The sequence below is a fragment of the Bradyrhizobium sp. IC3195 genome, assembly GCF_020193585.1.
Classification (GTDB): domain Bacteria; phylum Pseudomonadota; class Alphaproteobacteria; order Rhizobiales; family Xanthobacteraceae; genus Bradyrhizobium; species Bradyrhizobium yuanmingense.
Genome location: NZ_JADYVG010000040.1, coordinates 1 through 20,785 on the forward strand (window position 1 = coordinate 1; position 20,785 = coordinate 20,785).

The 20,785-nt window shown below is 65.1% G+C and carries 17 protein-coding genes; 11 read left to right on the forward strand and 6 right to left on the reverse strand.

The window, feature by feature from the left end:
• From I6F09_RS36115 to I6F09_RS36135, 5 genes are all read left to right on the forward strand, one after another.
• A partial coding sequence (locus I6F09_RS36115) for a chemotaxis protein CheW (protein ID WP_225131134.1) occupies positions 1-269 on the forward strand: 269 nt, incomplete at its 5' end.
• 31 nt (positions 270-300) lie between these two features.
• Positions 301-687 carry a response regulator gene (locus tag I6F09_RS36120; protein ID WP_036015905.1) on the forward strand — a complete coding sequence of 129 codons (387 nt, stop codon included), beginning with the start codon at positions 301-303 and terminating at the stop codon, positions 685-687.
• 61 nt (positions 688-748) lie between these two features.
• Positions 749-1,627: a protein-glutamate O-methyltransferase CheR gene (locus I6F09_RS36125; RefSeq protein WP_225190138.1), complete on the forward strand. Its 879-nt coding sequence runs from the start codon at positions 749-751 to the stop codon at positions 1,625-1,627.
• Positions 1,628-1,629: 2 nt separating this feature from the next.
• Positions 1,630-1,947 carry a hypothetical protein gene (locus I6F09_RS36130; protein WP_036015908.1) on the forward strand — a complete coding sequence of 106 codons (318 nt, stop codon included), beginning with the start codon at positions 1,630-1,632 and terminating at the stop codon, positions 1,945-1,947.
• Positions 1,948-2,088: 141 nt separating this feature from the next.
• Entirely contained in the window at positions 2,089-2,592 is a 504-nt protein-coding gene (locus tag I6F09_RS36135) for a response regulator (RefSeq protein ID WP_036015910.1), read from the forward strand.
• Between the two features lie 21 nt (positions 2,593-2,613).
• Here the strand turns inward: I6F09_RS36135 and I6F09_RS36140 are convergent, their stop codons facing one another.
• A complete protein-coding gene (locus tag I6F09_RS36140) occupies positions 2,614-2,916 on the reverse strand; it encodes a hypothetical protein (RefSeq protein WP_036015912.1) in 303 nt (100 codons plus the stop codon).
• Positions 2,917-3,065: 149 nt separating this feature from the next.
• On the opposite strand from I6F09_RS36140, the gene I6F09_RS36145 reads away from it, so the two are divergent.
• Positions 3,066-3,701: a response regulator gene (locus I6F09_RS36145; protein ID WP_026202588.1), complete on the forward strand. Its 636-nt coding sequence runs from the start codon at positions 3,066-3,068 to the stop codon at positions 3,699-3,701.
• A gap of 175 nt (positions 3,702-3,876) precedes the next feature.
• On the opposite strand, the gene I6F09_RS36150 is transcribed toward I6F09_RS36145, so the two are convergent.
• A complete protein-coding gene (locus I6F09_RS36150) occupies positions 3,877-7,482 on the reverse strand; it encodes a PAS domain S-box protein (RefSeq protein ID WP_225190139.1) in 3,606 nt (1,201 codons plus the stop codon).
• A complete protein-coding gene (locus I6F09_RS36155) occupies positions 7,460-7,879 on the reverse strand; it encodes a response regulator (RefSeq protein WP_036015915.1) in 420 nt (139 codons plus the stop codon). Before I6F09_RS36155 ends, I6F09_RS36150 begins: the two co-directional genes overlap by 23 nt.
• Before the next feature lie 384 nt (positions 7,880-8,263).
• On the opposite strand from I6F09_RS36155, the gene I6F09_RS36160 reads away from it, so the two are divergent.
• The 3 genes from I6F09_RS36160 (at position 8,264) to I6F09_RS36170 (ending at position 13,302) form a co-directional block, all read left to right on the forward strand.
• A complete protein-coding gene (locus I6F09_RS36160; RefSeq protein WP_225190140.1) occupies positions 8,264-10,444 on the forward strand; it encodes a methyl-accepting chemotaxis protein in 2,181 nt (726 codons plus the stop codon).
• Positions 10,445-10,704: 260 nt separating this feature from the next.
• Complete coding sequence (gene araD, locus I6F09_RS36165; RefSeq protein WP_225190141.1) at positions 10,705-12,438, forward strand: L-arabinonate dehydratase; 1,734 nt, start codon at positions 10,705-10,707, stop codon at positions 12,436-12,438.
• A 144-nt stretch (positions 12,439-12,582) separates the two neighbouring features.
• Positions 12,583-13,302, forward strand: coding sequence for a ribonuclease activity regulator RraA (locus I6F09_RS36170; RefSeq protein ID WP_225190142.1), 720 nt, complete (start codon positions 12,583-12,585; stop codon positions 13,300-13,302).
• A gap of 97 nt (positions 13,303-13,399) precedes the next feature.
• On the opposite strand, the gene I6F09_RS36175 is transcribed toward I6F09_RS36170, so the two are convergent.
• Positions 13,400-15,499, reverse strand: a complete 2,100-nt coding sequence (locus tag I6F09_RS36175; RefSeq protein ID WP_225190143.1) for a S9 family peptidase — start codon at positions 15,497-15,499, stop codon at positions 13,400-13,402.
• A 312-nt stretch (positions 15,500-15,811) separates the two neighbouring features.
• Between I6F09_RS36175 and I6F09_RS36180 the strand changes: the two genes are divergently transcribed.
• Entirely contained in the window at positions 15,812-17,248 is a 1,437-nt protein-coding gene (locus tag I6F09_RS36180) for an MBOAT family protein (RefSeq protein ID WP_225190144.1), read from the forward strand.
• Positions 17,248-18,354 (forward strand): hypothetical protein, encoded by a 1,107-nt coding sequence (locus I6F09_RS36185; RefSeq protein ID WP_225190145.1) that lies wholly within the window; start codon positions 17,248-17,250, stop codon positions 18,352-18,354. Before I6F09_RS36180 ends, I6F09_RS36185 begins: the two co-directional genes overlap by 1 nt.
• A 168-nt stretch (positions 18,355-18,522) precedes the next feature.
• Here I6F09_RS36185 and I6F09_RS36190 read toward each other — a convergent pair whose 3' ends face one another.
• Both I6F09_RS36190 and I6F09_RS36195 read right to left on the reverse strand, forming a co-directional pair.
• The gene (locus I6F09_RS36190) at positions 18,523-19,710 is read right to left on the reverse strand and encodes an aminotransferase class V-fold PLP-dependent enzyme (protein WP_036015923.1); all 1,188 of its coding nucleotides are present in this window, start codon (positions 19,708-19,710) and stop codon (positions 18,523-18,525) included.
• A 102-nt stretch (positions 19,711-19,812) separates the two neighbouring features.
• Complete coding sequence (locus I6F09_RS36195; protein ID WP_036015924.1) at positions 19,813-20,538, reverse strand: thermonuclease family protein; 726 nt, start codon at positions 20,536-20,538, stop codon at positions 19,813-19,815.
• Positions 20,539-20,785 lie beyond the last annotated feature (247 nt).

The following is a 20,785-nucleotide window of genomic DNA, read 5'->3' on the forward strand; positions in this document are numbered from 1 at the left end:
CGCGCCTCGGCCTGCCCAAGGACGAGGACGGCAAGACCGCGATGGCGGTCGGCGTCGACCTACGCGGCGAATCCTATGGCCTCCTGATCGACCAGATCGGCGAGGTGCTGCGCCTGCCCGAGGACGGTAAGGAAGAAAACCCCGTCAACCTCGACCCCCGCATGGCCAAGCTCGCCGGCGGCGTCCACCGCCTCGACGGACAGCTCATGGTCGTCCTCGACGTCGACCGCGTCCTCGAGCTCGAAACCAAGACGCAAATGGCCGCCTGAGCCAATGAAACATCGAAGCCGGAGAACAGAAATGAAGACGTGTTTGGTGGTCGATGATTCCAGCGTGGTGCGCAAGATCGCGCGCCGGATCCTGGAAGGTCTGGAGTTCGAGGTCACCGAGGCCGAGGACGGCTCGAAGGCGCTCGAGATCTGCCAGCGGCAGCTGCCCGACGCGGTGCTGCTCGACTGGAACATGCCGGTCATGGACGGCTTCGAGTTCATGGGCCACATGCGCCGCCTGCCAGGCGGCGACCAGCCGAAAGTGGTGTTCTGCACCACCGAGAACAACGTGGCTCACATCGCTCAGGCGCTCAGCGGCGGTGCCAACGAGTACATCATGAAGCCCTTCGACAAAGACATCATCGCCGACAAGTTCGCTGAAGTTGGTTTGATCCCGGTCGGACAAGTCATGGTCTGAGTGTGTCAGGCCCAAAGCGCTTGGGCCAGAGTGTTCCAGTACAGCTTTCGAGAGGCCATCCGTGACCCCGACCGAGTATGAGTACCTGCGTAAGTTCCTGAAGGATAATTCCGGTCTCGACCTGTCCGCAGACAAGCAATATCTGATCGAAAGCCGCCTATTGCCGCTGGCTCGCAAGGCCGGGCTCTCCGGCATCGCCGAACTCGTGCAGAAGCTGCAAGGCGGCTCGCGCCAGCTGATCACCGACGTGGTCGAAGCCATGACCACCAACGAGACCTTCTTCTTCCGCGACAAGGTCCCGTTCGATCATTTCCGTGAGCACATCATGCCGGAGATCATCAAGGCACGTGCGGCCAAGCGCAGCCTGCGCATCTGGTGTGCCGCCGGCTCGACCGGTCAGGAGCCCTATTCGCTGGCGATGTGCCTGAAGGAGATGGGCGCGGCCCTCACCGGCTGGCGCGTCGAGATCATCGCGACCGACCTGTCGCAAGAGGTGCTGGAGAAGGCCAAGGCCGGCGTCTACAGCCAGTTCGAGGTGCAGCGCGGCCTGCCGATCCAGATGCTGGTGAAATATTTCAGGCAGACCGGCGAGACCTGGCAGATCAATCCTGAATTGCGGGCGATGATCCAGCATCGCCAGCTCAACCTGCTGCACGATTTCGCTCAGCTCGGCACCTTCGACGTCATCTTCTGCCGCAACGTGCTGATCTATTTCGATCAGGACACCAAGATCAACATCTTCAACCGCCTGGCGCGCCAGATCGAGCCCGACGGCTTTCTGGTGCTCGGCGCCGCCGAGACCGTGGTTGGACTGACCGACACGTTCCGGCCGATTCCGGAGCGGCGCGGCCTCTACAAGCCAAATGATCCGCGCGCGGCCGCGGCCAAGCCGGTTCTCGCCGGTGCGGCGCCGCGCATGGCGGCGATGGCGGGACGATAATCATGGCCGAGGATGGCAAGGGCGCGGAGCGTGTGACCTTCAGCCGCGGCTATGATGTCTGCATCATGGCCATCGACGGCACCTGGCGGCGCGACTGCAAGCTCAACGCGATCTCCGACACCGACGCGGTTCTCACGGTGGAGGGCTCGATCCAGGGCTTGAACCTGAAGGAGTTCTTTCTGCTGCTGTCGTCCACGGGTCTCGCCTATCGTCGCTGCGAGCTGGTCCGTGTCAACGGCGCCGAAATGGACATCCAGTTCCTGCGCGGCAAGAACCGGAAGAAGCGCGGTGCGGCCGGCGGCCACGACGCCGCGGCCTGATCTCGCCGCCGCCGTCGCTGCGCTTTCCGGCACTTTGCTTCACATTTGCTGAACGTTTCCGAGTCAATTGCTCGCGGCAGCTTTACGCGGCTTCAGCGCGAGCCGTGTATCCATTGACGCTCTCAATCCCAGGATACGGCAATGCCCAGAAGTTCTCTTTCCCCGATCTCGTCAAACCTGCCCGACGGCGCCGAGCGGCGTGCACTTCAGCTCCTGGTGGTCGATGACGACGCCACGCAGCGCCGCCTGATCACGGTCGCGGCCAAGCAGGCGGGCCACGAGGTCACTGTGGCGCCATCGGTGGCGGACGCGATCGAGAAGCTGCGCGCCGCGCGCTTCGACTGCGTGACGCTCGATCTCGTGCTGGAGGATGGCGACGGCGTCGACGTGCTGCGCGAGATGGCGAGCGCGAAGTTTGCAGGCTCCGTGATCGTCATCAGCGGCATGGACGGCAAGCGCCGCAGTGCCGCCCGCAGCTTCGCCCGTTCGGTCGGCATCGAGCTCCAGAGCCTGCCGAAGCCGCTGGATCTCGCGGCGCTGCGCATCAGCCTCGCCAATCTCGGCAAGACCGCGATGGGCCTGCCGGCGATTCACACCTGGGGTGGTGTCGCCACCGACGCGATCGTGGAACGGCACCGCGCCTGAGCTTGCGGAGCCGCCATACGGTCAGACGCGGCTTCCGGCCGCGTTGCCGGATTCCGATAGACATTGCAGGGCGTGGCCGAGGCCCGCCCGGCAGACATTGAGGGCCGCGCTCGCGCTGGCGTAGCGGGGCGTGACGTCGTCGAGCAAGACGACATCTGCGGAACCTTCCGGATCGCTGCCGTGTTCTTGATCCATGGCTGCGGCGATCCGGCGCATGCTGGTCTCGATCTGTGCGATCAGTAAACGAAGGTCCGCCGCAATCAGCTCACGGCTCTCGACTTCGGACGTTGCGACAGGAGGCGGCGTGTCGGCCAAATTTAGCATGGATATTCTCCGTCCAATGCAATTAGGCGCCATGCCGCTACTTGTGCGTTAAGTCCATGTCCCGTACAAATACGGGTGGGCCGAATCCGCGCCGAGCGCCATAACGAATGGCGCGGACGCGAGTCCTTCATGCCAACCGGATGTGGCACATGGCCGAACAAAGCTCTCGCGGTGAAATCTTCGTGGTCGATGACGACCCTGCCGTTCGCGACACCTTGTCGATGGTGTTGAAGGCGGCGGGCTATGAAGTGATCTGTTTTGCGGACGGTGCAGCGCTGCTCTCCGTCGCGCGAAACCGCACGCCGGCTGCAATCCTGCTCGACGTGAATATTCCCGGGAAGTCGGGTCTCGACATCCTGAAGGAGCTGCACGGCGAGGATTATCCTGCGCCGATCTTCATGATCTCCGGGCAGGGCGACATCGCGATGGCGGTGGGCGCGATCAAGAGCGGCGCGCTCGACTTCATCGAGAAGCCGTTCCGCGGCAGCGAGATCGTCGGCCGTCTCGACGAGGCGATCGGTGCCTATGCACGCAGGCAGGCGGAGAACGCGTCGCCGAAATTCGGCTCGCTGCATTTCCCCGGCCGCGAGCCGCTGACGCGCAGGGAGCGCGAGGTGTTGGAGCAGTTCGCCTCCGGCGCCTCCAACAAGGAGGCTGGCCGCACGCTCGGCATCAGTCCGCGCACCATCGAGGACCACCGTGCCAACATCATGAAGAAGCTCGGCGCGCGCAATGCCGCCGACCTGATCCGCATCGTGATGACCGCAGCCCAGCGCGCGTCGTAACATGGTCTCGTGCCACGGCTCAGCAGCGCATCATGCAATGATGCGTTGCTGAGCCGGGTCCATCTCTCCTCACCGACGGTTTCGTAGCCCGGATGGAGCGCAAGCGTAATCCGGGATTTCGCGCGCCGCACGATTGTTCCCGGATTGCGCTGCGCTCCATCCGGGCTACGGGCCTTCACCCGCTCAACGCCTTGCGGATGATCCGCGCCAGATCCGATTTGCGATAGGGCTTGGCCAGCAACACCACGCCGGAATCCAGCCGGCCGTGATGGATGATCGCGTTCTCGGTATAGCCTGACGTGTAGACCACCTTGAGATCCGGGCGCGTCTTCATCAGCTCGTCCGCGAGCTGCCGTCCGTTCATCTTGCCGGGCATGATGACGTCGGTGAACAGAAGGTCGAACGGCTTGCCGGCCGCGACGATCGCGAGCGCCTCCGCGGCGTTCGCGGCCTGCAACGTGACGTAACCCAGCGAATGCAACTGCGCCAGGACGTAGTCGCGCACCAGCCGGTCGTCCTCGACCACCAGGATCGTCTCGTGTCCGCCCTCGATCGTCGCCGGTGTCACGCCCTCGCCGACCGCCGTCGGCGTCTTGCCGGGCGGCAGATACATCTTGATCGTGGTGCCGTGGCCCTCCTCGCTGTAGATCTTGATGTGACCTGCGGACTGCTTGATGAAGCCGTAGACCATCGAAAGCCCGAGTCCGGTGCCCTTGCCGGGCCCCTTCGAGGTGAAGAAGGGATCGAACACCCGGGGCAGCATGTTCGCAGGGATTCCGGTGCCGGTGTCGCTCACGGCGATCAGCACGTAGTGCCCCGGCGGCACGTCGTTGGCGCTGGCATAGACCTCGTCGAGATAGGCGGCGCCGGTCTCCACGATCAGCTTGCCGCCGCCGGGCATGGCGTCGCGCGCATTGAGCGCGAGGTTGAGGATCGCGGTGGTGAGCTGGTTGGGATCGACGATAGCAACGCAATTCTCGTCCTCGAACACCGATTCGATCTGGATCTGCTCGCCGAGCGTCGGACGCAATAACTTTGCGGTGTCGACGATCAGCGAGTTGATGTCGATCTCGCGCGGCTGGAGCGGCTGCTTGCGCGCGAAGGCGAGCAGGTGCTGGGTCAGGTCGGCGCCGCGCGCGGCGGCCTCGTCGATCATCTTGGTGATCGCCGCGAGCTGCGGCTCCTTGGCGACCGCCTCCGCGAGAATTTCGATCGTCCCGGTGATGACGGTGAGAATGTTGTTGAAGTCATGCGCCACGCCGCCGGTCAGCTGGCCGACGGCCTCCATCTTCTCGGCATGGCGGATGCGCTCATCGGCGGCGATCTTGTCGGTGAGGTCGCGGTAGAAGACGTTGAACAGCAGGCCCTCGCGCCGCTTCAGCGCGGTGACGCTCAACTCGGCCTTGAATTCCTTGCCGTCGCGCCGGCAGCACATCAGCTCGCGGCGGCGGTTCAGCGTCCGGCCACCCTCGTCTTCGAGGAAGCGTTTCAGGCCGGCTCGGACCCGGCCACGTTCGCTCTCGGCGACAATGAGGTCGATCGTGCTCTTGCCGAGCACCTCGTCGCGGCGCCAGCCGAACAGCTGTTCCGCCTGCGAGTTCCAGTTCAGGATGCTTCCGGTCTCGTCGGTCTGGACGAAGGCGTCGAGCGAGGTCTCGACGATGTTGCGGGCGAGCCGCTCGCTCTCGAGCAGCGATTCCTGCGCGAGCCGCGCTTCCGTCATGTCGCGCCCGACGAAGAAGAAGCGCTTGGCGCGCTCGGACCAACTGCCGAGCCAGGACAGCCAGACCTCGTGCCCGTTCTTGTGGTAGCAGCGGGTGTCGGCCAGCCTGACGCGCTCGCCGTGTCGCATCGCCCGCATCTCGGCACGGGACTGCTCTAGGTGATCGGGATGGATGAAGTCGGCGCCGCTGCGGCCGATCATCTCGTCCGGCCGATAGCCGAGAATGGTCTCGCTGCTCGGGCTGATCTGCGCGACATGACCCCGCGCGTCCATGACCATGATCAGATCCTGCGACGTCTCGAAGATCTGACGCCGCTCCTCGAGTTGGTGCTGCAGCGCCCGCTCGGCGCGCCGCGCCTCGGTCAGGCTGCGCGCGCTTCCGGACGCGCCGATGATCTCGCCCGACGGTCCCTTGATCGGCGACAGGCCGAGCGAAATCTCGACCGGCGTGCCGTCCTTGCGCAGGCGGACCGTCTCGAAGCGTTCGATCGGCTCGCCCCGCGCGATCCGCCGCAGATAGTCCTTGCCCTGTTCGCGGCGGTCGGACGGGACGATGATCGAGGTGGGCTTGCCGATCGCCTCCTCCGCCGTATAGCCGTAAAGGCGTTCGGCGGCCGGATTCCAGCCGGTGATGATGGCATCGAGCGTCTGCATGACGATCGCATCGTCGGACGATTCCACCGCGGCACTGAACAGGTTCTCGCGCGCCGCGTGATGGCTCCGCGCGGCCTCGGTGCGGCGATGCTCCTCGATCTCGCGTTCGAGCGCGGCCGTTTTCGCGCGCATCTCCTCCACCATCCGCGCAAAGGCCCGGGCCAGCACGCCGGTCTCGCCGCTAGCATCGACGGGGATCTCCGCGGGACGTCCGCTGCCGATGGCCTGCACCGCCTCCGTCAGACGCCCGATCGGGCGGGTCAACGAGCGCGCCAGCAGCACCGCGAGCGCAGCCGCGGCGAGAACAGCCAGCACGCCGACGAGCAGGGACGTTTTTTGAATGGCGGCCGGCACCCGGCCGAACACGGACGGGGGAACAGTCGCGACGATGGCGACCCATTCCTTGCCCGCAAGCGATATCGGCACGAATGCCGCGCCGCTCGTCCGGCCCGCCTCGTCGGTCGTGACCCGCGTGGCCACGTCCGACGTGCCGGCCAGTTCTGACAAGAACGGAAGGTCTTTGCGCCAATCGGTCGGATGGCCCCGCGATGACCCGAACTCCCGCGTCCGGTCCGGATGGACGAGATAGTCGCCGCGCGCATTCACGACGTAGATATCTCCGCCCGAGGTTGTCGCCGCGCGGACCCGCTCGAGTGCCGGGCGCATGTCGATATTGGCCACGATGATGCCGAACGGCTTGTCGTCGGCCGTGAACAGCGGCATCGCCACGCGCAAAGTCGGCGCGTGAGGCGCCGTCGTTCCCCCCTGACGGGTCGCGAGCTCGATGGGAGACACATAGATCTCGCCGGGCCCGAGCCGTATGGTTTCCTGGAAGTAGGCGCGGCCACTCTTGCGCTCCAATTCGCTGTCTGGAGCGATCCGGGCTGCTCCGTTGGGACCCGAACGATCGACGTGGACCAGCTCGCGCTGGTCGTCGTCGACGCCGATGATCCTGAACTGCCCGTAGATGGGCTTGGCGTCGATCTCGGCCGCGAGCCGCGCCGCGATACGCTCGCGCCAGGTCTGCTGCGAGACGCCGTCCGCAGGATCGATCCCGCCGCCGGCATGAGCCCGGATCAGGCCGTTGATTGCCGCTGCGGCGCGATAGCCGACCAGATCGCCGCGTACGCCGGCAACGTAGGATTCAAGATTGGTTGCAAGCAGGCGGGATTGGGCTTCGACCCGCTCCAGCACCCGCGGAATGACGGCCTGTGTGGTGTTGCGATAGCCCAACCATCCGACAGCGGCCACGGTGACCGCAACCAGCAGGATCATCGCGAGGGCCAGCCGCGTGGCCAGCGTCGTTGCTGCTCGCATGGGGAGTTTCGCCGGACCTGCCGCAGCGCTGCGCCATTTTTGGCTTGCAGCAGAGGCGTTCTTGTCATCGGCGGCCGGAGCGGACATCGGACCCCTCTGGCGCGTCGGCCTTCAGGCAATCTGCGACCACGGCAAGCAGTGCATCGGGCCGGAACGGCTTTTGCAGGCTGGCCACGGCGCCGAGCTTGGTCGCCATCTTCAGGAAGTCCGGCTCCGCATAGGCATCCGGCGTGATCGAACGGCCGGAGATGACGACGATCGGAACGGCTGGGGCCAGCATCCGAATGTGACGCATCGTCTCCAGTCCGTCCATACCGGGCATGAAGATGTCGAGAAACAGCAGGTCGAACCGGCTGGCCTCGAACAGCGCCAGCCCCTTGCGGCCATCCTCGGCGACCGTCACGTGATGACCAGCCCGTTCCAGCAGCAGCCGGATGGTGAACTGGACGGCCGGATCGTCATCCACGATCAGGATGTTGGCCACGCCTAAAATCCTCCGGCCGCATTGGGCGTTCCAGCGGCCCCAAATCAAAGCAACAAATGCGAAATTGTTGCGCGGATTCTGGCCGCGCTGCAAGCACCTCGCGTTTGCCGCGAATGCCTTCCTGGCGTGGCGACAGACGAGGCGCTGTGGCCGGTACGCACGCTTGCGTGCATATGCGATCCGGTCCGAATGCAATAAGTCGTTTCAAAGACAGGAGATATTCTTCTCGCCGTAGTTGTACGGAACCCGATCTTCACCGCGAATTAAAGAGGGCGAACTACTATCTCCGCGAGTTCCATCTCGGTACCTCGCGTATTTCAATTTCGGCATTCCTTTACCCGACGAAGCCGGTTCCCCCAACCGGCCACCAGCTCGAGATCTCTCATGTTCAAATCGATCGCGAACACCGGAATTCGCACCCGGCTGCTCGGCGGCTTCGCGTTGATCTGCGGCCTGCTCGCAGCGACCGTCATCTACACCGTCGCCGCCGTCTCGGACATTTCGTCGCGGATCAGGACAGTCGTGGATCAACGCGCGCCGGTCGCGATCGCGAGCACGGAGCTCGTCGGCAATCTCTATTCCACGCTTTCGACGCTGCGCGGCTATCTGCTGACTGGCGATGCGCAGGGCAAGCGCGACCGGGCCGCGGTCTGGGCCGAGCTGGATCGCACGGCCGCTGCAGTCGACCGCATGGCAGAGGGCTTTTCCAGCCCCCAGAACAAGACCAATTGGAGCGAGGCTAGAACGTTGATGGCGGAATTCCGCAAGGCCCAGGACAAGGCCGAAGCGGCCGCCTTCACGCCTTCGGCCTATCCGGCGAGCGAATTGCTGGCGAAGGAAGCCGCGCCGCTGATCTCGGCCATGTTCGCCGAGATCACCGGCATGATCGACGAGGAAGAGGCGCTGGAGGCGACGCCGCCGCGCAAGCGCCTGCTCAAGACGTTTGCCGATGTGCGTGGCAATCTTGCCGCCGCGGGATCTCAATTGCGCCTGTACGTTGCCTCGGGCGAGGCGGCCGATCGTGACAAGTTCGAAAAGCCGCTGGCGACCTTCAGGGCCGCGCTTGCGTCGGTCGGTACCCAGACCGATCTGCTCACCGCACGGCAGGCGACCGCTTATCGGGCCATCGTCAAGGCGAACGAGGCGTTCATACCGCTGCCGCAGAAGATCTTCGCCATCCGCCAGACGCCGCAATGGAATATGCCGGTCTTCATCCTGTCGACCGAGGCCGCGCCGCGCGCCGCCCAGATCCTCGACCTGCTCGACGGTCGCAAGGACGCCGATGGCAAGCGCTCGGGCGGTCTCAAGAGCGATCAACAGTCGAAGCTCGCCGACGACGCCCGCAGCGTGGCCGACGCGGTCGAAAGATTGCTCCTGCTGCAATGGATCCTGCTCGCCGCGGCACTTGCTCTTGGAGCGACGATTGCGATCCTGGTTGCGCGCTCCATCACCCGTCCGATCATCGAGCTGGTGAGCGATTCCGCGCGCCTGTCCGGTGGCGACACCAGCGTCGAATTCAGGACGGCCGAGCGCGGCGACGAGATCGGCGTGGTGTCGCAGGCGGTGGCCAAATTCCGCGACAATGTGATTGCCCAGCAACGGGCGGCGGCGTCCCTCGCGCGCGAGGCGGAGGCACGCGAAGCGGCCAACCGCAACATGGAGGGAGCGGTCGAGGAATTTCGCGCGACCTCGCGCGACCTGCTCGCGCTGGTCGGCGAGAATGCGGGCACCATGCGGCAGACCGCAGAGAGCCTCAGCGGCATCGCCAATCATGCGACGAGCCAGGCCGCGTCCGCAGCGACCACCTCCGAACAGACCGCGGGCAACGTCCAGACCGTCGCCGCGGCGGCCGAGCAGCTCGCGGGCTCCATCGTCGAGATCGGCCGCCAGATCGAGCTGTCCAACACGACCGTGCGCTCCGCGGGCGAGGTGACCGCGCGTTCGGAGAGTGAGATCGAAGGGCTCGCGCACGCCGCACAGAGCATCAGCTCGGTGGTCGACCTGATCCAGGCGATCGCGGCCCAGACCAACCTCCTGGCGCTCAACGCCACCATCGAGGCCGCGCGCGCCGGCGAGGCCGGTCGCGGCTTTGCCGTGGTGGCGTCCGAGGTCAAGGCGCTGGCCGAACAGACCCGCAAGGCGACGCAGGAGATCGCGCAGCACATTGTCGCGATCCAGAACGCGACCGGCAGCGCGGTCGCCTCCGTCAAGGAGGTCGCAACCGCCATGCGCCGGATCGACGAGGTGACCGCGGCGATCGCAAGCGCCGTGGAAGAGCAGGGGGCCGCCACGCGCGAGATCTCGCAGAACGTTCAGATGGCGGCGTCGGGGACACAGACGTTGGCGACCAGCATCGGCACCGTTTCCGGCGCCATCGCGAAAACCAATCGCTCGGCCGACGAGGTGATGGGTGCCGCGAACCACGTCGCGGGGGCGGCCGAACGCCTCGCCGCCGAGGTCCAGGCCTTCTTCGTCAGGCTGCGCACCGGTCCGATCGACCGCCGCAAGAGCGGCGATGCCGATTACCACGGGCCGGAACGGTGCAGCGGCCGCAACGCGGCCTAAAACGGAATGGCTCCGGCTAATTCGATCGTGGCGGGAGCGGCGTAGGCCGCCTTCCGCACCCGGGTGAGGACAGATGTAGCCGGCGCAGCCGGTCGATCTACCCGCTGCGGCTGCACGCCAGCGCCCAAAGCTCCCCTTGCCCTCCTCGGCATACCTGCAGTCTTCACAGGCCTCTTGACCGAGATCATCATCCGGCTCTTTGTCGAGCCCTGATCTTCCGCGTGATCGAGCGGAATACCATCCAGAAATGGGGCCCCATCATGAAGAAGAAAACGCCCGACCAGCTCCGCAGCGCGCGTTGGTTCGCGCCCGACGATCTGCGCTCGTTCGGCCATCGCTCCCGCGCCATGCAGATGGGTTATGCGCCGGAGGAGTGGAAGGACCGCCCGATCATTGCGATCCTCAACACCTGGTCGGACGCGCAGCCCTGTCACATGCACTTCAAGTCGCGCGTCGAGGACGTCAAGCGCGGCATCCTGATGGCGGGGGGCCTGCCGCTGGAGCTGCCGGCGCTGTCGCTCTCGGAATCGCTGCTCAAGCCCACCACCATGCTCTATCGCAACCTGCTGGCGATGGACGCCGAGGAGCTGCTCCGCAGCCATCCCGTCGACGGCGTGGTGCTGATGGGCGGCTGCGACAAGACCACGCCGGCGCTGCTCCTGGGAGCAACCTCGATGAACATTCCGGCGATCTATCTGCCGGCAGGCCCGATGCTGCGCGGCAATTGGAAGGGCAAGACGCTGGGTTCCGGCTCCGACGGCTGGAAATATTGGGACGAGCGCCGCGCCGGAAAGATCTCCGACAAGGACTGGCTCGACATCGAGGCCGGCATCGCCCGCAGCTACGGCACCTGCATGACCATGGGCACCGCCTCGACCATGACCGCCATTGCGGAAGCGATCGGCATGACGCTGCCGGGCGCTTCCTCGATTCCCGCTGCCGATGCTAACCATATCCGCATGGCCAGCGAATGCGGCCGCCGCATCGTCGAGATGGTGTGGGAGGATCTGACGCCGAAGGTGATCCAGACCCGCAAGGCGTTCGAGAATGCCATTGCGGTCGCGATGGCGATGGGCTGCTCCACCAACGCCATCATCCATCTGATCGCGCAGGCCCGCCGCGCCGGCCAGGACATCGGCCTCGACGATTTCGAGACGGCCAGCCGCAAGGTGCCCGTCATCGCCAACGTCCGCCCGAGCGGCGATGCGTACCTGATGGAGGACTTCTTCTACGCCGGCGGCCTGCCGGCGCTGATGGGCCAGATCAAGCCGCATCTGCATCTCGACTGCATTACGGTCACAGGCAAGACGGTGGCTGAGAACATCGAGGGGGCCGAGGTCTACAATGCCGACGTGATCCGCGGCATCGACAATCCCATCTACAAGGAGGGCGCGCTCGCCGTGCTCAAGGGCAATCTCGCGCCCGACGGCTGCGTCATAAAACCCTCCGCCTGCGCGCCGCGCTTCCTCAAGCACACCGGCCCCGCGCTGGTGTTCGACGATTATCCCTCCATGAAGAAGGCGGTCGACGATCCCGATCTCGACGTCACCGAGGATCACATCCTGATCCTGCGCAATGCGGGTCCGCAGGGCGGACCGGGCATGCCGGAATGGGGCATGCTGCCGATCCCGACCAAGCTCGTGAAGCAGGGCGTGCGCGACATGGTGCGCATCTCGGATGCGCGCATGAGCGGCACCAGCTACGGCGCCTGCATCCTGCACGTCTCGCCGGAATCCTATATCGGTGGCCCGCTGGCGCTGGTGCAGAACGGCGACCGCATCACGCTCAATGTCGCTGCGCGCACCATCAATCTCGATGTGAGCGAGGCCGAGCTCGCAAAACGCCGCGCCGCCTGGAAGCAGCCCGCGCGGCGCTTCGAGCGCGGCTATGGCTGGATGTTCACCAAGCACATCAAGCAGGCCAATGACGGCTGCGACTTCGACTTCCTGGAGACCGATTTCGGCGCGCCGATCGGCGAGCCGTCCATCTACTAGCACCTGTCATTCCGGGACATCGCGAAGCGATGGGCTATGGTGCGCAATTGCGCACCTGAGAATCCATAACCACGATAGGGAGTATGGATTCCGGGCTCGCGCCAAGTGGCGCGCCCAGGAATGACGAACGAGAGAGAGCACGACATGACCAAACTCACCGAAGCCACCCGCAACAAACTCAAATCCGTCTCTACCGCCACCGTCGCCACCGCGCTGTTCAAGCGCGGTCTGCGCATCCAGATGATCCAGGATGTCCGTCCCTTGAGCCCGGATCAGCCGGCCATGGTCGGCGAGGCCTTCACGCTGCGCTACATGCCGGCGCGCGAGGACCTCAACACTATCGACGTGTTCAGGGACCGCTCCCATCCGCAGCGCAAGGCGGTCGAGGATTGCCCGCCGGGCGCGGTGCTGGTGATGGACAGCCGCAAGGATGCGCGCGCGGCTTCGGCCGGCGCGATCCTGGTGACGCGGCTGATGAAGCGCGGCGTCGCCGGCGTCGTCACCGACGGCGGCTTTCGCGACTCCGCCGAGATCTCAAGGCTCGGCTTTCCCGCCTTCCACCATCGTCCCTCGGCGCCGACCAATCTGACGCTGCATCAGGCGATCGACATCAACGTGCCCATCGGCTGCGGCAATGCGCCGGTGTTTCCCGGCGACGTCATCCTCGGCGATGCCGACGGCGTCATCGTGATCCCCGCGCATTTGGCAGACGAGATCGCCAAGGAAACCTTCGAGATGACCGCGTTCGAGGATTTCGTCACCGAGGAAGTCGGCAAGGGCCGCGGCATCTTCGGTCTCTATCCCGCCACCGATCCGCAGACGCTCACCGATTTTGCGGAATGGCGCAAGAAGAACGGGCGGTAGCGCTCTCGTAGCCCGGATGGAGCGGAGCGTAATCCGGGAACAGTCTTGATGTCTGCGCGAATCCCGGATTGCGCTCCGCTCCATCCGGGCTACGACGTCACGCCTCCGCCATCCCCGCCGCCCACAGCGCGAACGCGTACACGATCGCGACTTCGTCGAGCCGGTCGAAGCGGCCCGAGGCGCCGCCGTGGCCGGCGCCCATGTTGGTGCGGAGCAGGACCGGGCCGCCCCCACGCATGGTTGCGCGCAGGCGCGCGATCCATTTGGCGGGCTCCCAGTAAGTGACCCGGGGATCAGTAAGCCCGCCCATCGCCAGGATCGCCGGATACTCCTTTGCCGCGACGTTGTCGTAAGGCGAGTACGACAGGATGGTGCGGAAATCCTTCTCGCTCTCGATCGGGTTGCCCCATTCCGGCCATTCCGGCGGCGTCAGCGGCAGCGTGTCGTCGAGCATGGTGTTGAGCACGTCGACGAACGGCACCTCTGCGACGATACCGGCGAACAATTCGCCGGCGCGGTTGGCGACCGCGCCCATCAGCATGCCGCCGGCCGAGCCGCCATGGCCGACGATGCGCTTGGCGCTGGTGTATTTTGCATCGATCAGCGCGCGGGCGCTGGCGGCGAAATCGTCGAACGAGTTCGTCTTCTTCTCGCGCTTGCCGTCGAGGTACCAGCCCCAGCCCTTGTCGGCGCCGCCGCGGATATGGGCGATGGCATAGACGAAGCCGCGGTCGACCAGCGACAGGCGGTTGGCGCTGAACGAGGCCGGCATGGCCATGCCGTAGGAGCCGTAGCCGTAGAGTAACAGCGGCGCTGCGCCGTCGAGCTTCAGTCCGCGGCGATAGAGGATCGAGACCGGCACCTCGGTGCCGTCATACGATTTCGCCATGATGCGCGTCGTGACGTAGTCGGCCGGGTCGTGACCGGACGGAATCTCCTGCCGCTTGCGCAAGACGCGCGTGCGCTTGACCATGTCGTAGTCATAAATTTCCGACGGCGTCGTCATCGACGAATAGGAAAAGCGCAGTGTCGTCGTTGCGAATTCGTAGGAGCCCATCGTGTCGAGCGAGTAGGCAGCCTCGTCGAAAGCGATGGCATGTTCCTCGCTCGTCGAAAGATCGCGGATCACGACCGAGGGCAGCGCATTGGCGCGCTCCAGCCGCACCAGATGGCCGGCATAGAGATCGAGGTCGATGATGTAGATGCCGGGCCGATACGGAATTAGATCGCGCCAGTTCTTGCGCTCGGGCTGGCTAAGCGGCGTGGTGACGATCTTGAAGTCGATGGCATCGTCGGCATTGGTGAGGATGAAAAGTTCGTCGCCGCGGTCGGCGAGCGAATATTGCACGCCCTCCTCGCGCGTAGCGACCAGGCGCGGCGGCGCCTCGGGATTGGCGAGATCGATCAGCCGCTGCTCACTGGTCTCGTGATCGCCGCCGGCGATGACGCAGAAGCGGCCGCTGGTGCTTTCATGCAGGTGGGTGAACCAGCCGGCATCCTGCTCCTCATAGACCAGCGTGTCGTCGGCCTGCTTGGTGCCGAGCTTGTGCCGCCACACCTGCATCGGGCGGTGATTGTCGTCGAGCTTCACATAGAAAAAGCTCTTGCAGTCCGCAGCCCAGACCACGCCGCCGTCGGTCTCCTCGACGAGATCGTCGAGGTCCTTTCCCGTCGCCCAGTCGCGGACGCGAATGGAGAAATACTCGGAGCCTTTGGTGTCGGCGCTCCAGGCCTGCAGCTTGTGATCGTAGGAGTGGCGGCTGCCGCCGAACTTGAAATATTGGTGGTCCTTGGCGAGCGCGTCGCCATCGAGCACGATCTGGCCGTCGCCGCCGTCGCGCGGCATGCGCCCGAACAGCTCGTGCTGCCCGCCCTCGCGAAACCTGCGGAAATAGGCGAACGGCCCATCCGGTGACGGCACGCTGGAATCGTCCTCCTTGATCCGCCCGCGCATCTCGCGCACCAGCGTCTTCTGCAGGCCCGAGGTGTGGCCGAGCAGGCTCTCGGTGTAGGTGTTCTCCTCGTCGAGATATTTGCGGATGTCAGGATCGAGCACGGCGGGATCGCGCAGCACCTCCTGCCAGTTCGCGTCCTTCAGCCAGGCATAATCGTCAGTCACGGTGATGCCGTGCCGCGTGAAGGAATGCGGCCGGCGCGGGGCGACGGGGGGCTTCGAAGGCGTCTTGGCTTGGGTCACTCGGTCCTCGTTCAAATACGTGGCGCGGCCTCCTTCACCTCTCCCCGCCTGCGGGGAGAGGTCGGAATTTGCGACAGCAAATTCCGGGTGAGGGGGTACAGGTCTCGCTATGGTCTCATCTGTGGAGAGAGCCCCTCACCCCGACCCTCTCCCCTTAAGAACGGGGAGAGGGAGAAGAAAAAGCGGCTCGCCGTGTCCCACCTTATATCGTTCCGATTCCGCGGATTGCCAGCACGACCGCCCATGCTGCCGGGTTGTTGATCGGCCCCTTGTGTGCTTTGAGGGGCAATATCCCGCCGCCGGTCCAGCCCGATGCTGTTCAATTCCTATGCGTTCATCCTGCTGTTCCTGCCGGTCGTGCTCGCCGGCTATTTCCGGCTCGGCCGGCGCAGCAATCTGGCTCCGGTGGTCTGGCTGGCGCTGGCTTCGATCACCTTCTACGCAATCGGCAGCTGGCAGTTCGTCGCCCTTCTGCTGCTCTCGATCGCCTTCAACTACGGCGTCGGCCATCTTCTCATCGTGGCGGAGCTCACGCACCCGCAACGAAAGGCCGCACTCGCGCTCGGCGTCGTCGGCGATCTCCTCATGCTCGGCATCTTCAAATATGCCGGCTTCGTCGCGGAGAACGTCAACGCGCTGCTCGGCACGGATGTCGCGCTCCACATCCTGCTGCCGGTCGGCATCTCCTTCTACACCTTCACCCAGATCGCGTTTCTGGTCGACGCTTATCGCGGCCAGGTCGCGGCCTATGCGCTGCCGCATTACGCGCTGTTCGTGACGTACTTCCCGCATCTGATCGCGGGGCCCATCCTCCATCACAAGGACATGATCCCGCAATTCGAGCACGAGGAGACCAAGCGCCCGGACGGGCATCTCATGTTGTGCGGAATCATCATCTTCGCGATCGGCCTGTTCAAGAAGACCTGCCTTGCCGACGGCATCCAGCCGCTGGTCGCGCTCGCCTTCGAGGCGCGCTCGCCGAGCTTCGACCAGGCCTGGCTCGGCGCACTCGCCTACACCTTCCAGCTCTATTTCGACTTCTCCGGCTATTCCGACATGGCGATCGGCATCTCGCTGCTGTTCGGCATCTTCCTGCCCGTCAATTTCAACTCGCCGTACAAGGCCACCAGCATCGTCGAATTCTGGCGGCGCTGGCACATGACGCTGTCGCAATTCCTGCGCGACTATCTCTACATCCCGCTCGGCGGCAACCGCCGCGGCCGCGTGCTGCGCTACGTCAATCTGATGATCACGATGCTGTTCGGCGGGCTCTGGCACGGCGCGGCCTGGACTTTTGTCATTTGGGGCGCGCTGCATGGCGCCTATCTCTGCGTCAATCATGCCTTCAATGCCTTGGTGCCGAACGGTCCGCCGCTGATTGCACGCCCAGCTCGCATCGCCGGCGCCGTGCTGACCTTCCTCGCTGTCGTCATCGCCTGGGTGTTCTTCCGTGCCGAGAGCGTCGCCTGGGCATTGCGGGTGCTCCACGCCATGGCTGCCCCTTCGAACCTCGTGCTCGGCCGCGAGGAGATCGCGGCCCTGGTGCAAGTCGCGATCTATGCGGCGCTGGTGTGGCTGGCGCCGAACACACAAGCGCTGATGGAATACGACCACGGCAACCGCGAGGTCGGCGCGGCCTTGCGGGCAGGGCGCACGCGGCCGTTGGTGCTCTATGCGGCCTCGCTGCTGCTCGCCTTCGGCTTCCTGGGCATCCAGAGCCACAGCGAATTCATCTATTTCCGATTCTGATGCAGGGCGCATTCACCAATCTCGGGCGTCTTCTGCTGGCGAGCGTGGCCTGCGTACTGAGCGCCGCGGCGCTCACCTTCATCGTCGATCCCCTGCAACTGTTCCGCCCCTCGCGCCTTGTCCCGGCCTTCTACTCGGAGGACACGCGCGTGCAGAATGCCGGGCTGATCAACAGCCAGCCGTTCGACACCGCCTTCATGGGCACCTCGCTTGCGATCCATTTCCGCCAGAGCGACATCGATCGCGCGCTTCGTGTCCGCTCGCTCAAGCTAGCGATGACCGGCTCCAACTCGCGTCAGCAGGCCTTCGTGCTGGAGCAGGCGATCGACCGCGGCGCAAGGCGCGTGATCTGGGAAATGGACGATTTCATCTTCATCGATGCCGCGGACATCGAGACCGACCCTTATTTGTCCGTCGATCTTTATCGCCGAACCGCCAAGGGCATCGCCTCCTATCTGTTCAGCGCGGCGATGGCGAAGGAATCGGTGTTCGCGCTGGTGCGGTCCGTCCCGCTGCTGCGGGAGCCGCTGACCCGGGCGTCGCCTTATCTGCCGGTCAAGTTCGCGCTGGCGGACATCGACGACATCTACGCCCTGCCGCGTGATTTCGACGTCGCGCGCGACTACAACACCAGAAAGACGCTCGCCGCCTTCACCTACATCACTGATCCCGTGCGCCGTCGCTTCCTCGGCGAAGGCTACAGCTACGAAGCCATGGTCCGGCATTTCGAACAGGACGCCGTCGGCCTGATCGCGCGCCACCCTGACGTGACCTTCGACATCTACTTCCCGCCCTATTCGATCCTGCAATTCGTCGCGATGCGCGATGCCTCGCCGGAGACATTGAAGATCGTCACCGCACTCACGGCGCACATTGCGCGGCGTCTGACGCAAATGCCCAACGTCCGGCTGCACGATTTCCGCGCGGTCGCGGCGGTCACGCACGATCTTAACAATTACAGCGACGTCATCCACCACTCGCCGGTCGTGGACGCGATGGTGCTGAAGTGGCTGGCAAGCGGGGAGCACCGCGTCGACCCGAAAGCGCCGCTCGCGCCGCTGAATGAGCTGAAGGCACAGGTGGAGGCGTATCGGGTGGAGCGCTGATCTTCCCCTCTCCCCTTGCGGGAGAGGGTGGCTCGCCGCATAGCGGCGAGACGGGTGAGGGGTTCTATCCGCGAGTCCTGGCAGTCGGGAATCGCGGATAGAACCCCTCATCCGGCGCTTCGCGCCACCTTCTCCCACAAGGGGAGAAGGAAGAGGCGCGCGCGCGACTTACACCGCCACCTCTTCCCCGAGATACGCGACCGCCGCCTCCAGCCCGCCCTTGCCGTGCGGGATCTTCAGCGCGTTCAGCCCGACCTCAATCACCCCGAGCGTGCCGAGCAGCATCGGCGCATTGACATGGCCCATATGGGCGATGCGGAAGGCTTGGCCGGAGAGATCGCCGATGCCGGTGCCGAGCACAACGCCGCACTTGTCCTTGCAATAGCGTTGCAGCACCGCCGGATCGTGGCCGTTGCTCATCGTCACCGTGGTCACGGTGTTGGAGCGCTCGCTGGCTTCGGCCACGTTGAAGCCGAGCACCTGGCCTTCCGACCAGACCGAGACCGCGCGGCGGGCGGCTTCGCCGAGCAGGCTGTGGCGGCGGAAGGCGTTCTCCAAGCCTTCCTCGTGCAGCATGTCGATCGCCTTGCGCAATGCGAACAACAGATGCACCGGCGCGGTGCCGGCATATTTGCGATAATTCTCGGTGCCCTCGCGCTCGCTCCAGCTCCAATAGGGCGTCGACATGTTGGCCTTCTTGTGCACCTCGAGCGCGCGCGCATTGGCGGCGACGAAGCCGAGGCCGGGCGGCGTCATCAGGCCCTTCTGCGAGCCGGACATCGCAACGTCGATACCCCATTTGTCCATCTCGAACGGCATGCAGCCGAGCGAGGCGACGGTATCGACCATGTAGAGTGCGGGATGGCCGCTCGCCTTGATCGCCTTGCCGATCGCCTCGATGTCGTTCTGCACGCCGGAGGCGGTGTCGACCTGGACCACGACGACGGCCTTGATGCTGTGCTCCTTGTCGCGGCGCAGGCGTTCCTCGACCTCGTGCGGCCGCACCGCGCGGCGCCAATCGCCCTTGAGCACCTCGACCTCGGCGCCCATCAGCGCCGCCGCGTTGCCCCACCCGATCGCGAACCGACCGCTCTCCAGCACCAGCACCTTGTCACCGCGCGACAGCACGTTGCTCAGCGCCGCTTCCCAGGCGCCGTGACCGTTGGCGATGTAGATGTAGGACTTGCCCTTGGTCGCGAACAGCTTCGAGATGTCGCTGAGCAGGCTCTCGGTGAGATCCAGCATCTCCTGGGAGTAGATGTCGATCGCTGGACGGTGCATCGCCCGCAGCACCTCGTCGGGCATCGTGGTGGGCCCGGGGATGGCCAGAAACTCCCGGCCCGCGCGAACGGTCATTGCTGTCGGTCCTTATTGCCTGAGAACAGGATGGTGGGTCGCTGAATCATGCTTTTACGTGCCGGCGCGTCCCGAGAAAAGCGCGCAAAATGCAGGGCTGGGTTATCGCTTCGTCTCCCGGCAACCGGCCGCTTCGGCCTCCTCGACCGAGCAGAACCAGCGGGTGCCCTTGCTGATCTTCATCCTGATCTGCGTGTACCAGCGGCTGGTCGGCTGGTGAAAGATGCACTCCCCGGAGCTGTTGACGTTGCCCTTGATGGTGCAGTCCGGCGACGGCGCGACCGGCCCCGAGGCCGAAGCGAGCAGCACCGCGTGCGCGCCGTCAGGCGGCTTGGTCGCGCCGAGGATCGCGGTCTTCTTGTTGCGGACGCGCCAGTCCCACGGCGCGATGAAGGCGCCCTGCCACATCCCTGCCTTGGCCTCCCGCGCGGCCTTTTCATCGGCTTCATAGTCGCGGGACATGTGGGCGTAGGCCAGCGCCCAGCCGTTGCGCACCAGCCATTTCTGGATGTCCTCGCCGCCGACCTCGCAGCGCGCCACGGTGCGCCCGCGCCGGTCGACCGATCTCGGGCGGCAGACCCAAGTCTTGCCTTCGGCGTATCTGGCGAGCTCATCGCGGGCCGCGACGCCGCAAGTCCAGCGCTCGGACTTGGTGTTGAGGCAGAGCTGGTCGATTGCAGGCGCGTCGATGCCGCCGAGCCGGATCCGCGTGGTGCCGATCACCACCGCATCGCCAGCGCGGACCTTTGCCGTGCCGGTGATCTCGGCGGCATCCGCCAGCGAAGGGATGGCGAACAAAGACAGCGCAATCAGGACCTTTCGCAACATGCCCGTCCAGTTGTGATGAAAATCTCGATAGACGGCGCAATTGTGGTCGGCTTTTGGCCGCGCGGCCAGCGCATGCCGAACAGATAGGCTTTCAACTTCCTGTCATTTTGCGACGGTCTCGTAGGACCTCCTAGCCTTGGTCAAGAGGTTTCATGCCTTAATGCAACAGAGTAGCGCAGTGCTCACCGCTGTCCAGGACGCTTCGCGCCGGCTACGCCGGTGCCGATGGCATCCTGGACAGCGGCTG